Below are 12,925 nucleotides of genomic sequence, written 5' to 3' on the forward strand. Positions count from 1 at the left end.
TGCAGATTTCGAATTAATAGCTGCGAGATGTTTCTCTGTCGCAAGTTGTAAGTTTGTATGAATTACTCCAGCAAATTTTCGGAACACTATCTGGATCTTGCAAAGACGCCTGTCTCCCAGCACAAATTTGCGGGAGAGGACGCTCGCTATTCGAGTGAATACGAGGACTTGGAGTGTGAGTTGGGCAAAGCCCGATCCTTGCACGAGCGCGGACAGACCGACTGGCTGAAAGTCCTCGAAATCAGCGAGCGCCTCCTTCGTACCCAGTCCAGGGATCTTCGGGTTGGCGCCTGGCTGACTTGGGCGCTTTATCAGCGCGAGTCCTTTGCGGGATTGCTGGCCGGTTTGGGATTGCTGCATTACCTGTGCGCGAGCCATTGGCTCGACATCTACCCGCTCAAGGCCCGGACCCGAGCGGCGGCCATCGGTTGGTTGGTTCCACGACTTGAGCAGGTATTGAACGAAAACATTGCGATCAAAGAGCAGTTGCCTTTGTTCCGGTGTTTGCTGGAACACCTGGAAGGTCTTGATGCCATTTGCACCCGCCATCTGGGCGACGAAGCACCTCTCTTGCTTCCTGTTTCCCGCCGCCTGAAAAGCCTGGTGCAACGGGTGGTCGAAGATCAACCGGCACTAAGCGTCGTGGAATCCGCGGTGGCTCAGGTGAAACAGGCTGCCACGCAACTATTCAATCCCGACACCCCTATCGATAACGAAAAAGATGCGCATAAAGCATTGCGCACTCAGCAGGAGGGTGCGCGGCGACTGTGTGCCTGGTGGTTGAAAAGCAAGGCCACCGATGTGCGCGCGTTACGCCTCAATCGTACGCTGCTCTGGCTGCCGGTCGAGATGTTGCCCGAGCGTAACGCCGAGCAGATTACCGTGCTGCGCGGGCTGCCCCTCGAGAGGCTGCAACTCTTCCAGGAGCGCTACGCTCTGGCCAAATACGCAGATTTACTGGTGGAGCTCGAGGGCAGCCTGGCGAAGGCGCCATTCTGGTTTGATGGTCAGCGAATGGTTTGGGAATGTCTTCAGGCGCTGGGCGCAGACATGGCGATGCGTGAGGTGGAAGTTCAATTCTCGCTGTTGATTCAGCGGCTGCCCGGCATCCTCGAGTTGCGCTTCCATGATGGCGTTCCTTTCGCTGACCCGGCCACCCGGTTGTGGATCGATGCCCATGTCATGCCGCATCTGCAAAATCCCGTTGAACCTCAGACGCTAGAAAGCCACAACGCCCTCCCGGCCTGGGAACGGGCGCTCGAAGACGTCCAGCCTGTCCTGCGCGAGGACGGCCTCAAAGCCGCCGTGCAAGTTCTCAAGCAAGGCCTGCAGAGCGCCCATGGCGCACGCGCGTGTTTTTTCTGGCAGCTCGCCCTCGCGCGCTTGTGCTTCATGGCCCGCAAGTTCGAATTGGCCAAGACCCAACTTGAAACCCTCGACCAGACATTACGCGATGCAGGCCTGCACACCTGGGAGCCGGACCTCGCGCTGCAAGTGTTGCAGCTGCTGCATAGCTGCTGCGAGTTATTGCCGCAGAGCCACGCGATTCGCGAATGCAAGGAAGAGATTTATCGCAGGTTGTGCCACCTCGATCTTGAAGTGGCACTCGACTAGGCCCCCGGGCCACAACCGCAAGGAGAATAGCCATGGCCAAAGAAGGCTCGGTAGCCCCCAAGGAACGCATCAACGTCACGTTCAAGCCCGCCACCGGTGGCGCTCAGGAAGAGATCGAACTGCCGCTCAAATTATTGGCAATCGGTGACTACACCCAGCGCAAGGACGAACGAAAAGTCGAGGATCGTAAACCGATCAGTATCGACAAGATGACCTTCGACGAAGTGCTCGCAAAGCAGGAGCTGCAGGTCACCTTGAGCGTGCCGAACCGGCTTCTGGAGGAGGGAGCTGAAGAGTTGGCCGTGGGTCTGCGCATCGGCTCGATGAAAGACTTCAATCCGGCCAGTCTGGTCGAGCAAGTACCTGAAATGAAAAAACTGATGGAGTTGCGTAACGCACTGGTGGCCCTCAAGGGCCCGCTTGGTAACGCGCCTGCATTCCGTAAAGCCATCGAAGGTGTTCTTGCCGACGACGAATCCCGTAGCCGCGTATTGGGCGAGCTGGGACTGGATGCCACCACCGAGCGAGCCTGAGCTCACCTGCCGCCAAGGAAGCCAACATGAGTACGAATGCAGCACACCAGCAAAGCACCGAGAATCGCGAATACAGCATCCTCGACAGTATCATTGCCGAAACCCGCCTGAGCCCGGACGACGAGGCCTATGACATTGCCAAGCGCGGCGTGTCGGCGTTTATCGAGGAGCTGCTCAAGCCGAAGAACAGCGGTGAGCCGGTTAAAAAGGCCATGGTCGACCGGATGATTGCCGAGATCGATGCCAGGCTTGGCCAGCAAATGGATGAAATTCTTCACCATCCGGATTTCCAGTCTTTGGAGTCTTCGTGGCGTGGTTTGCAATTGTTGGTTGATCGCACCAACTTTCGCGAGAACATCAAGATCGAAATCCTCAACGTTTCCCAAGCGGACTTGCTGGACGATTTCGAAGATTCACCGGAAGTGATGCAAGCCGGCCTCTACAAACACATCTACACCGCGGAGTACGGTCAGTTCGGTGGCCAGCCCGTCGGCGCAATCATCGCCAATTACTTCATGTCCCCCAGCTCACCGGATGTGAAGTTGATGCAGTACGTATCCAGCGTTGCGTGCATGTCCCATGCGCCGTTCATTGCTTCGGCCGGTCCGGAATTCTTCGGCCTGGACAGCTTCACCGGCCTGCCGGACCTGAAAGACCTGAAGGATCATTTTGAAGGCCCGCAGTTCGCCAAATGGCAGAGCTTCCGCCAGTCAGAGGACGCCCGCTACATTGGTCTGACCGTGCCACGCTTCCTGCTGCGTAATCCGTATGACCCGGAAGAAAACCCGGTCAAATCGTTCGCCTACAAGGAAACCGTTGCTGACAGTCATGAGCACTATCTGTGGGGCAATACGGCTTTTGCGTTCGGCACCCGGCTGACCGACAGCTTTGCGAAATTTCGCTGGTGCCCGAACATTGTCGGTCCGCAGAGCGGCGGTGCGGTTGAAGATCTGCCGTTGCACCATTTCGAAAGCATGGGCGAAATCGAAACCAAGATTCCCACCGAAGTGTTGGTGTCTGACCGCCGTGAGTTCGAGCTGGCCGAGGAGGGGTTCATTGCGCTGACGATGCGCAAGGGCAGTGACAATGCAGCCTTCTTTTCCGCCAGTTCCGTGCAGAGGCCCAAGCACTTCGGTATCAGCGCCGAAGGCAAGGTTGCCGAGCTGAACTACAAGCTCGGCACTCAACTGCCCTACATGATGATCGTCAATCGGCTGGCCCACTATCTGAAGGTTCTGCAGCGCGAGCAACTGGGGTCGTGGAAAGAACGCACCGACCTTGAGCTGGAGCTCAATAAGTGGATTCGCCAGTACGTTGCCGACCAGGAAAACCCGAGTGCCGAGGTTCGTGGCCGGCGACCATTGCGGGCGGCTCAAATCACAGTCAGCGATGTTGACGGCGAGCCAGGTTGGTACCGCGTCAGCCTCAACGTGCGCCCGCACTTCAAGTACATGGGGGCCGACTTCACCCTTTCTCTGGTTGGCAAACTGGACAAAGAGTAAGCGGAGTTGACCCATGGCCGGATACGGCAGCCTCTTCGAACGCCTCAATGGCGATGCAAGCAAACGTGATGGCTGGAGCCTCGAAAACTCTGCCATGGCGTCTGTGGCTGCCCATCTGGCCAAGATGCTCAGCACCCGTGCAGGCAGTGTGCAGACGCTGGCAGATTACGGATTGCCGGACCTCAATGACATGCGTCTGAGCCTGCACGATTCCTTGAGCCGCGCGCGTTTGTTCATTGAACGTTTTATCGAGGCCTACGAGCCGCGATTGAGCAATGTGCGTGTTCATCCTCGATTGCAGCAAGAAGATCCGCTTCGTTTGTCCTTCTGCATTGAAGGCCTGCTGGAAGTCGAAGGGTTCAAGCGTCAGGTCAGTTTTGCCGCCCGCCTGGATGGCAGTGGTCAGGTCATGGTGAGCCTATGACATTCGGAGCTCGCCATGTCGTTTAACCATTACTACCAAAGTGAGCTCACTGCACTTCGCCAGTTGGGCCGTCGATTGGCCGAGCGCAGTCCGGCGTTGTCCTCCTATCTGGGGCAAACCGGGCAAGATCCCGACGTGGAGCGTTTGCTGGAAGGCTTTGCTTTTCTGACCGGACGTTTGCGCCAAAAGCTTGATGATGAATTGCCGGAACTGAGCCATTCGTTGATGCACCTGCTGTGGCCCAACTATATGCGGCCGGTTCCGGCTTTCAGCATGTTGCAGTTCGCCCCTTTGACGCGTTCGGAGCCTGCGTTGACGGTTGCACGCGACACCCCGGTGGAAAGCGTGCCGATCGAGGGAGAGCGTTGCCGTTTCCGTACGTGCTATGCCACCGAAGTGGCGGCGCTGGATCTTGTCGCGTTGAGCCACTCGGTCAAAGGTGATGGTTCGCTGTTGAGCCTGCGACTGGAAATGACTGCTGACGGTCATCTTGGCGAGTTGCAGTTGCGCCACCTGCGCCTGTACTTCGCGGGTGAACGCTACATCAGCCAAGCGCTGTACCTGAGTCTGTTGCGCAACCTGCAAGGTGCCGAGCTAATCCCGCTGGATGGCAGGGGTGAGCCGCTTATCGGGGTGAATGATCTACCACTGGCATTTCAGTTGCCGGACGAATGTGTACGACCGGTGGGCTTTGCTGAAGATGAAGCCTTGATGCCATACCCGCTGAATACCTTCCGCGGCTATCGATACCTGCAGGAGTACTTCGCTTTTCAGGACAAGTTTTTGTTCGTCGATATCAAGGGTCTCGACCTGCTCAAGACCTTGCCCGAAGAAAGCATCAAGCAGGTGCGGGGGATGGCGTTGCGCTTCGATATTCGCAAAAGCGCCCTGCAGCGCCTGCGTCCGACCCTCGATAACGTGAAGCTTTACTGCACGCCAATCGCAAACCTGTTCAAGCACGATGCGCTGCCCATACGACTCGACGGCAAGCAGGATGAGTACCTGCTGTTGCCTGCCCGGTACAACCAGGAAAACTGTGGCGTGTTCTCTGTCGAGACCGTTACAGGCTGGAGGCCGGGTGGTTTGGGGTATCGGCAGTATGTGCCGTTCGAGTCGTTTGAACATGATCCGAGTTTCGATGTACCGACCCACCGAGCGCATTACAGCGTTCGCCAGCGCTCGTCCTTGTTGCACGACGGCCTCGACACTTACCTGAGCTTTGGCACCCAAGCCGTCGACATGCAGGAAACCCTGTCGATTGAGCTGGTCTGCACCAACCAGAACCTTGCGCGCAAGCTGAAGCTCGGTGACATCAATCAGGCTTGTGAGCGGACGCCGGAGTGTTTGAGCTTTCGCAACATCACGCCTGTCACCGCCTGTTTCGCGCCACCGCTCAATCGGGACTTCCTCTGGAAGCTGATCAGCAACATGTCGCTCAACTACCTGTCGCTGGCGGACGTCAACGCGCTGAAGGTGATTCTCGAAACCTACGACTTGCCCCGCTACTACGACCAGCACGCGGAGAAAGTCAGCAAGCGGCTGCTCGGTGGGCTGAAATCAATCAGGCACCAGCACGTCGACAGACTGCACCGAGGATTACCCGTCCGGGGGTTGCGCACGGAACTGACCATCGATCCGCAGGGATATATCGGCGAGGGCGATTTATTTGTCTTCGCATCGGTACTCAACGAGTTTTTTGCGCTTTATGCCAGCCTCAATTCGTACCACGAGTTGCGGGTAATCAGCACACAGGGAGAGGTGTACCAATGGCTACCCCGCATGGGTCTGCAGCCCCTCCTTTGAGTGGGTTGAGTCGAGTCATACGCGAGTACTCGCTGTTCCAGGCTGTGCTGGCAGTCGTTGATCGGCTGCGCGAGGCGCACCCTGGCATGAGCGACGACGATCTTTACGACCAATTGGAGTTCCAGGCCAATCCGAGCTTTGGTTTCCCCGGTAGCGACGTTGATCGCGTGGAGTTTTTTGAGGAACACGGGCAACTGCGCGCACGACTTCGTTTCAACCTGATCAGCCTGGTGGGTTCCGGTTCACCACTGCCCGCGTTCTACGCCGAGCAGGCCTTGGGTGACAACGAAGACGGCAACCTGACCCGCAGTTTTCTCGATCTGTTTCACCATCGCCTGCAGCGATTGATGCTGCCGATATGGCGCAAATACCGGTACCGAGCCGCCTTCAAGAGCGGCGCCATCGACCCTTTTTCGGCGCAACTCTTTGCCCTGATCGGCTTGGGTGGAGAACAGATCCGCAAGGCTGGCGAACTGAACTGGAAACGCCTTTTGCCGTACCTCGGACTCCTGAGTTTGCGCGCCCACTCGGCAGCGTTGATCGAGGCGGTGCTGCGTTACTACTTCAAGCACGCCGAGATATTCATCGAACAGTGCGTTGAGCGTCGCGTCGACATTCTGGAGGAGCAACGCAATCGCCTGGGGCGTGCCAACAGCAAGCTTGGCGAGGATCTGGTGCTAGGCGAATACGTTCGTGATCGCGGCGGCAAATTCCGGATTCATATCCGTGCGCTCGACTGGGAACGCTTCCATGAATTCCTGCCGATTGGGTGCGGCTATCAACCACTGTGCGCACTGGTTCGATTCACCCTGCGAGATCCGCTCGATTACGACATTCGACTGCTCCTGCGCCAGGAAGCGATTCACGAATTGCGCATTGGTGAACAGAGCGCCTGCCGCCTGGGTTGGACCAGTTGGTTGGGGCGCGAACACGCCGACGGTCAAGTGACCCTGAGCAGCAGTATTCATTAAGGACGAGACCCCATGATCAATGTGGACCTGCAACAACTCATTCAGGCGCTGGACGTCGAAAGCCGTCGCGACCTGGAAAGCGCTGCCGAGCGTTGCGTCGGCCGCGGTGCCAGCAAAGTGCTCATCGAGGACTTGCTTCTGGCCTTGCTGGAGCGCCCGCTGGGTTTGCTCGGCCGTGCTCTGCAAGATGCTGAAGTTGATGCCGGAGAATTGATCAGCGCTTTGCACTTGCCGGGCGAACACAGCGCTTCACGCAACCCCGTGTTTGCTCCAGAGCTGGTGCAATGGCTTCAGGATGCGTTGCTGGTGGCGAATCTTGAACTGGGTCGTAGCCAGGTTGACCAAGGCTCACTGATTCTCGCCCTGCTACGTAATCCAATGCGCTACGCCGGCAGCCGATACCAACTTTTACTGGCCAGGCTGAACATTGAGCGATTGAAAGCGTTTGCGTTGTTGGGGACCCGGCACCCGGCCATCGATCATTCAATCAAGAGCACTGAATCACTGTTAGAGCGTTTTACTCACAACCTGACCCGGCAAGCCCGTGACGACAAGCTGGACCCGGTGTTGTGTCGCGATGATGCGATCCGCCAGATGATCGACATCCTCGCCCGTCGCCGCAAAAACAACCCGATTGTGGTGGGCGACGCGGGTGTAGGCAAGACAGCCATCGTCGAAGGTCTGGCCTTGCGCATCGTTGCCGGAGATGTACCGCCGCCGCTGCGCGGTGTTGAGCTGCTGTCTCTGGACATGGGGCTGTTACAGGCGGGCGCCAGTGTAAAAGGTGAGTTCGAACGGCGCCTCAAGGGCGTAATCGATGAGGTCAAAGGATCACCCAACGCGATCATCCTGTTTATCGACGAGGCGCATACATTGATCGGCGCAGGTGGCGCTACTGGCGGCTCCGACGCGGCCAACCTGCTGAAACCGGCGCTGGCCCGTGGCGAGTTGCGAACGATTGCGGCAACCACATGGACCGAGTACAAAAAATACTTCGAAAAAGATCCGGCACTCGCCCGCCGTTTCCAGCCTGTGCAATTGCTTGAGCCAACCGTCAGCGAAGCCGTGACAATTCTTCGTGGCCTGGCCGGTGTGTATGAGAAGAGCCACGGCATCTATCTGCGCGATGACGCGGTGGTGGCTGCCGCTGAATTGTCGGCTCGTTACCTCACGGGGCGTCAGTTGCCCGACAAAGCGATCGATGTTCTCGACACAGCGTGCGCCCGCGTCCGTATCAGCCTGGCTGCCGCCCCGCAAAGCCTGCAACGGTTACAGGCCGAGCTGGCTGAAGGGGAGCGCAAACGACAGGCGCTACGTCGCGATGCCGAGGCCGGTGTGTTGATCGACCATCAATCCCTGCACGCTTTAGAGCGTCATCTGCACGACGCCGAAGTGGAAAAAGCGGCACTGCAAACCCGGTGGATGGCGCAGGTCGGCATGGCCGAGTCAGTGCTGAATTTACGCCAGCAGCTGGCTCACGCCCGGGCTTCAGTCGGCAATGTCGAGACGGGTGACGGATGTTCAGACGGGCAGGCAGATGACATTCAATGTGTGGAGAAGCTGCAAGCTTCTCTTAAGGAATCTCATCGAGCTCTGCTCGATGCACAAGGCAGCGAACGGCTGGTGAGTTTTGAAGTATGCCCACGACTGGTGGCCGAAGTGGTGAGCGCCTGGACCGGTGTGCCGCTGACGCAACTGGCCCGGGAGCACAATGCCAAAGTCACCGGTTTTGCCAGCGACTTGCGCGACCGAATCCTTGGTCAGGAGCCCGCCATAGAGGCCCTGGACCGTGCAATGCGCGCAACGGCCGCCGGGTTGAACAGGCCTGACACTCCGGTAGGCGTGTTTCTTCTGGTAGGTCCAAGTGGTGTCGGTAAAACCGAAACTGCATTGGCGCTCGCGGATTTGTTATATGGCGGCGAGCGTTTTATCACCACGATCAACATGTCTGAGTTTCAGGAAAAGCACACGGTCTCGCGCCTGATCGGGTCGCCCCCTGGTTATGTCGGCTATGGCGAGGGCGGCATGCTCACTGAAGCCATACGCCAAAAGCCGTATTCGATCGTGCTGCTGGATGAAGTCGAGAAGGCCGATCCGGACGTCCTCAACCTGTTCTACCAGATATTCGACAAAGGCGTGGTCAACGATGGCGAAGGCCGGGCAATCGACTTTCGCAATGCGTTGATCCTGTTGACCTCGAATCTGGGCAGCGAACGGATCAGCGAGCTTTGCCAAGACGCTGAGCGGCCAGCCGCCCAAGTGCTGGAGCAGGCGATTGCGCCCATCCTCAGCCGACATTTCAAACCGGCGTTGTTAGCGCGCATGCGGGTCGTGCCGTACTACCCCGTTAGCGGGCCGGTACTGCGCGAGTTGATTGAAATGAAACTCGAGCGTTTGGGTGAACGCCTGCGCCGTCGCGATCTGGGTTTCACCTATGGTCAAAACCTGGTCGATCACCTGGCGGAGCGCTGTGTTCAAAGCGACAGCGGTGCTCGTTTAATTGACCACCTGTTGGAACTGCATGTACTGCCTCGAATAGCCGACCGTGTCCTCGATTCGATGGCCACGGGAGAGTGCCTTGGGCATGTTCATGCGACGCTGGGTGCCGATGCATGTGTCATCTGCGAGTTCGTCTGAGATGGGTGCGATGCTCGCTGACCTGAAACAGCCATTGCTGTATGCCGAAGCCTTGCTGGAGCAGTTCACAGGGCTGTCACGGGCGGCGGATGGCGGCGCATTGTTGGGGGAATTCGTGCGCGGGGTCGCGCAGCTCAGCGGCTGCGAGTTGACGCAGTTGTATCGGCTGGACCCCACTCATGGCGGCCTCGGGCTCATCAGCGAGTATCTCGACGGCATTCTGCAGCCCAGGGCCGTCACGAGTTTGCTGGCGGATTACAGTGATCAGAAACTGTTGCAGTTTGCTCTGCGCCAGAACCGTGTAGTGGGCCTCGATTCATTGAGAGACAGCCTGCACGACACTGATTTTTTGCCGACCCGGCCCCGACCCTGGCAATCGCTGTTGTGTGTGCCATTGCTGAATCAGCGAAAGGCTGTTGACGGCTTGGTGCTTTGCGCCAGTCATCGACAGATCGATCTGCAGGGATTCGCCGGCTCCCTTGGCCAATTGGGCGCGTTCGCACTCGGCCAGCTACAGCTGTTGCAGCGCTTGAGGCAACCAATCGGCAGGGCGCGAGCTGTGCCTGTCAGTATCCCGAATGCCAGCGGCTATGGGCTGATCGGCAAGAGCCCGGCCATGCGGCGAACGTATTCCCTGATCAGCAAGGTCGTTCATAGCCCCTACACCGTCCTGTTGCTGGGCGAGACCGGTACCGGCAAGGAAGTGGTCGCGCGGGCCATTCACGACGGTGGGCCTCGACGCTCTCAGGCGTTCATCGTGCAGAACTGTGCGGCATTCGCCGAAAACCTGTTGGAGAGCGAACTGTTCGGCTACCGCAAAGGTGCTTTCACCGGTGCCGACCGGGATCGTCCCGGCTTGTTCGATGCGGCCGACGGCGGCACCTTGTTTCTGGATGAAGTCGGCGACATGCCATTGTCGCTCCAGGCCAAGTTGCTACGGGTTTTGCAGGAGGGAGAGATCAGACCGTTGGGTTGCAACGACACCCATAGCGTCGATGTGCGGATTATTGCCGCGACGCACCGGGATTTGCCGTCGTTGGTCAGGGAAGGCCAGTTCCGCGAAGACTTGTACTACCGCCTCGCACAGTTTCCGATCGAGTTGCCGGCTTTGCGTCAGCGTGAAAGTGACATCCTCGATCTGGCCCGCTACTTCTCTGACAAGGCGTGTGCACTCCTGCAACGGGATGCCGTGCTCTGGTCCGAGGCCGCCCTTGGTCATCTGGCCGCTTATACGTTTCCGGGCAACGTGCGTGAACTCAAAGGCATGGTGGAACGCGCGCTGCTCCTGTGTGACGGCGGCGAACTGTTGCCCGGACATTTTTGCCTGCCCGTGGACGTGTTTGCTGAAGATAAAAGCCTGCACCTGCGCGAACGCCTGGAGCGGTTCGAGCGCAACCTGATGATCGCTTGCCTGCGAAAAAACAGCGGCAATCAGACACGCACGGCCCGTGAGCTTGGGTTGCCGCGCCGCACCCTGCTGTATCGCCTCGGGCGCCTGAATATCTGCCCAGGGGACCTCGATGGTTAACGCGCGTCATTCGGGTTCCTGGCATTCACCTTTTCTGTTTTGTTCTTCGGAGACTCACCCATGCCTGTTCGTAATTGGCCCGCCGTCTTGCTGGCTCTCGTCGTTGTAAGTGGCGTTGGTGGTTGCGGCGGTAATTACAAATTCAATGACAACACCTATCGCCCCTTGGGTGATCCGCATGCGGTCAATCGCGGCCAGTGACTGCAAGGAGCATCAACTACATGGAACTGGTTCTCGAGATACTGAGCAGCAAGCAGTTCGTGCCAACGGATTTGTGCCAGAAAACCTTCAGCGAGTCCGGCGGGGTAATCGGTCGGGGCGCGGATTGCGACTGGGTCATTCCGGACCGCAAGCGTCACCTGTCCAGTCGGCACGCATTGATCAGCAGCCGCGACAATGGGTTTTTCCTGACCGATATCAGTAGCAACGGAATTCAGGACTGCACAACCGGTGCACAGCTGCCCAAAAATGAAGCGATGCGTATAGAGACCGGCAGCGTTTATCTGCTGGGTGATTTCGAAATCCGTGCGCGACTGAGTGACTCAATGACAGCCTTTGACACACGGGCCAGTGGACGGTGGATGACAGGAAACATCATTCCTGACGAAGTTTTCCTCGACTACGACCCATTGAGCACTGTTGATCAGCAACAACCTCTTGCCTGCGAGATCGACGCGTTCACGGCGTTCGATAGCGCGACTCAGGAACCCATGCAATGTGCTGACTTTGCGCGCATCGACATGGAAAACATGGTGGTGCCGCAGTTGATTGACGCACCTCAGGCGCCTGCACCGGCAGCGAGTCGCACGGCTGCCGAGCGCCCGTCTGAAGATTTTTGGGCACGCTTTGGTTCTGCGTTGGGGATGGAGCTCGACGGCCTCGAGACTGGCGCTCGCGAAGCATTGGCAGTGAGTGCGGTGCGGTTACTCAAGCAAAGCATTGGTGGTTTACAGCAAAGCCTGCGCACCCGCAGCGAACTGAAAAACGAACTTCGACTGGCGCAGACGACGGTACAAGGCCTCCATTGCAACCCTCTCAAGTATGGAGCCGATGCTGCGGACGTGTTGGGCATGCTGCTGGCCAACAAGCCAGGTCAGTTACCGGCAGATCAGGCAATTTCCCGCGCTTTCCGTGACCTGCAAGCGCATCAGGTGGCGTTGCTGGCCGCCAGTCGCGCGGCAATTCGGGGTGCTGTGGAGCACTTTTCACCGCAACAGCTGACGCTTCGTTTCGAGCGTGAAAACCCGTCACTGCTGGGAACGTCCGGCAATCGCTGGAAAGCCTACGGCCGCTATCACCAGGCCCTGCTTCAGGATGGCGAATGGGGTGAGCGCTTGTTGGCCCGTGACTTTGCCCAGGCCTATGAAGAGCAGATTCGCCTGATCTCCACCCTCCATACCGACCTTCAGGGATGACAGGCATGACGACCGCTTTTTTCAAGGCGCTGAGTGCGCTGGCCTCCATGTTGCTATTGACCGCGTGCGCAGCGTTATCGCCGTATTCCAGCCTTTCCAAAATCAATCTGAAGCTGTCCGCGAGTGAGCAGTTGAACCCGGATCTCAATGGACGTCCGTCACCGATTGTCGTCCGTCTTGTCGAACTCAGGCACCCGGTTGCATTCGAGAGTGCCGACTTCTTCAGTCTCTATGAGCGCGCCGCGAAATCCCTGGCTCCGGACCTGGTAACCAGTGAGGAGCTGCAGCTGCGTCCCGGCGAAATTCGAGAGCTCAAGCTCAGCGTGCAATCGCAAAGCCGCTACGTAGGCATTCTTGCCGCTTACCGTGATTTACCGGAAACCCGATGGCGCTACACCGTGCCCGTCATCACGGCGGGCATCACTCACATCGACCTGGTTCTGGATCAGGCCGGCATTCATGGCAACGGTGAAGTGTTTGTACAGGCGGACAATTGAG

At 58.1% G+C, this 12,925-nt stretch carries 11 protein-coding genes; all 11 read left to right on the plus strand.

The window, feature by feature from the left end; translation table 11 throughout:
• The first annotated feature begins 57 nt into the window (after positions 1-57).
• The 11 genes from tssA to tssJ are packed head-to-tail and all read left to right on the plus strand — an operon-like array spanning position 58 to position 12,924.
• Positions 58-1,614, plus strand: a complete 1,557-nt coding sequence (tssA, locus tag M5G20_RS27855) for a type VI secretion system protein TssA (RefSeq protein WP_273921834.1) — start codon at positions 58-60, stop codon at positions 1,612-1,614.
• A 32-nt stretch (positions 1,615-1,646) separates the two neighbouring features.
• On the plus strand, positions 1,647-2,147 hold the full coding sequence (tssB, locus tag M5G20_RS27860) for a type VI secretion system contractile sheath small subunit (RefSeq protein WP_273921835.1): 501 nt from the start codon (positions 1,647-1,649) through the stop codon (positions 2,145-2,147).
• A 26-nt stretch (positions 2,148-2,173) separates the two neighbouring features.
• Positions 2,174-3,649, plus strand: coding sequence for a type VI secretion system contractile sheath large subunit (gene tssC / locus M5G20_RS27865; RefSeq protein ID WP_273921836.1), 1,476 nt, complete (start codon positions 2,174-2,176; stop codon positions 3,647-3,649).
• A 13-nt stretch (positions 3,650-3,662) separates the two neighbouring features.
• Positions 3,663-4,073, plus strand: a complete 411-nt coding sequence (gene tssE / locus M5G20_RS27870; RefSeq protein WP_273921837.1) for a type VI secretion system baseplate subunit TssE — start codon at positions 3,663-3,665, stop codon at positions 4,071-4,073.
• Positions 4,074-4,088: 15 nt separating this feature from the next.
• A complete protein-coding gene (gene tssF / locus M5G20_RS27875; protein WP_273921838.1) occupies positions 4,089-5,876 on the plus strand; it encodes a type VI secretion system baseplate subunit TssF in 1,788 nt (595 codons plus the stop codon).
• Positions 5,840-6,847 carry a type VI secretion system baseplate subunit TssG gene (gene tssG, locus M5G20_RS27880; protein WP_273921839.1) on the plus strand — a complete coding sequence of 336 codons (1,008 nt, stop codon included), beginning with the start codon at positions 5,840-5,842 and terminating at the stop codon, positions 6,845-6,847. Before tssF ends, tssG begins: the two co-directional genes overlap by 37 nt.
• 12 nt (positions 6,848-6,859) lie before the next feature.
• A complete protein-coding gene (gene tssH, locus M5G20_RS27885) occupies positions 6,860-9,484 on the plus strand; it encodes a type VI secretion system ATPase TssH (protein WP_273921840.1) in 2,625 nt (874 codons plus the stop codon).
• A 10-nt stretch (positions 9,485-9,494) separates the two neighbouring features.
• Positions 9,495-11,012, plus strand: a complete 1,518-nt coding sequence (locus tag M5G20_RS27890) for a sigma 54-interacting transcriptional regulator (RefSeq protein ID WP_273921841.1) — start codon at positions 9,495-9,497, stop codon at positions 11,010-11,012.
• Between the two features lie 60 nt (positions 11,013-11,072).
• Positions 11,073-11,213, plus strand: coding sequence for a type VI secretion protein (locus M5G20_RS27895; protein WP_150702357.1), 141 nt, complete (start codon positions 11,073-11,075; stop codon positions 11,211-11,213).
• A gap of 20 nt (positions 11,214-11,233) precedes the next feature.
• Entirely contained in the window at positions 11,234-12,427 is a 1,194-nt protein-coding gene (gene tagH / locus M5G20_RS27900) for a type VI secretion system-associated FHA domain protein TagH (RefSeq protein WP_273921842.1), read from the plus strand.
• Positions 12,424-12,924 (plus strand): type VI secretion system lipoprotein TssJ, encoded by a 501-nt coding sequence (gene tssJ / locus M5G20_RS27905; protein ID WP_273921843.1) that lies wholly within the window; start codon positions 12,424-12,426, stop codon positions 12,922-12,924. The genes tagH and tssJ overlap by 4 nt, the downstream gene beginning before the upstream one ends.
• Position 12,925: the final 1 nt, after the last annotated feature.

The organism is Pseudomonas sp. TNT2022 ID1044 (assembly GCF_028656895.1).
Classification (GTDB): Bacteria; Pseudomonadota; Gammaproteobacteria; order Pseudomonadales; family Pseudomonadaceae; genus Aquipseudomonas; species Aquipseudomonas reinekei.

What these genes read in the sequence shown, in the direction of transcription:
- tssE (WP_273921837.1), top strand. Translation starts at nt 3,663, where the DNA reads ATGGCCGGATACGGCAGCCTCTTCGAACGCCTCAATGGCGATGCAAGC.
- tssA (WP_273921834.1), top strand. Translation starts at nt 58, where the DNA reads ATGAATTACTCCAGCAAATTTTCGGAACACTATCTGGATCTTGCAAAG.
- tssH (WP_273921840.1), top strand. Translation starts at nt 6,860, where the DNA reads ATGATCAATGTGGACCTGCAACAACTCATTCAGGCGCTGGACGTCGAA.
- tssG (WP_273921839.1), top strand. Translation starts at nt 5,840, where the DNA reads ATGGCTACCCCGCATGGGTCTGCAGCCCCTCCTTTGAGTGGGTTGAGT.
- tssJ (WP_273921843.1), top strand. Translation starts at nt 12,424, where the DNA reads ATGACAGGCATGACGACCGCTTTTTTCAAGGCGCTGAGTGCGCTGGCC.
- tagH (WP_273921842.1), top strand. Translation starts at nt 11,234, where the DNA reads ATGGAACTGGTTCTCGAGATACTGAGCAGCAAGCAGTTCGTGCCAACG.
- tssC (WP_273921836.1), top strand. Translation starts at nt 2,174, where the DNA reads ATGAGTACGAATGCAGCACACCAGCAAAGCACCGAGAATCGCGAATAC.
- tssF (WP_273921838.1), top strand. Translation starts at nt 4,089, where the DNA reads ATGTCGTTTAACCATTACTACCAAAGTGAGCTCACTGCACTTCGCCAG.
- M5G20_RS27890 (WP_273921841.1), top strand. Translation starts at nt 9,495, where the DNA reads ATGCTCGCTGACCTGAAACAGCCATTGCTGTATGCCGAAGCCTTGCTG.
- tssB (WP_273921835.1), top strand. Translation starts at nt 1,647, where the DNA reads ATGGCCAAAGAAGGCTCGGTAGCCCCCAAGGAACGCATCAACGTCACG.
- M5G20_RS27895 (WP_150702357.1), top strand. Translation starts at nt 11,073, where the DNA reads ATGCCTGTTCGTAATTGGCCCGCCGTCTTGCTGGCTCTCGTCGTTGTA.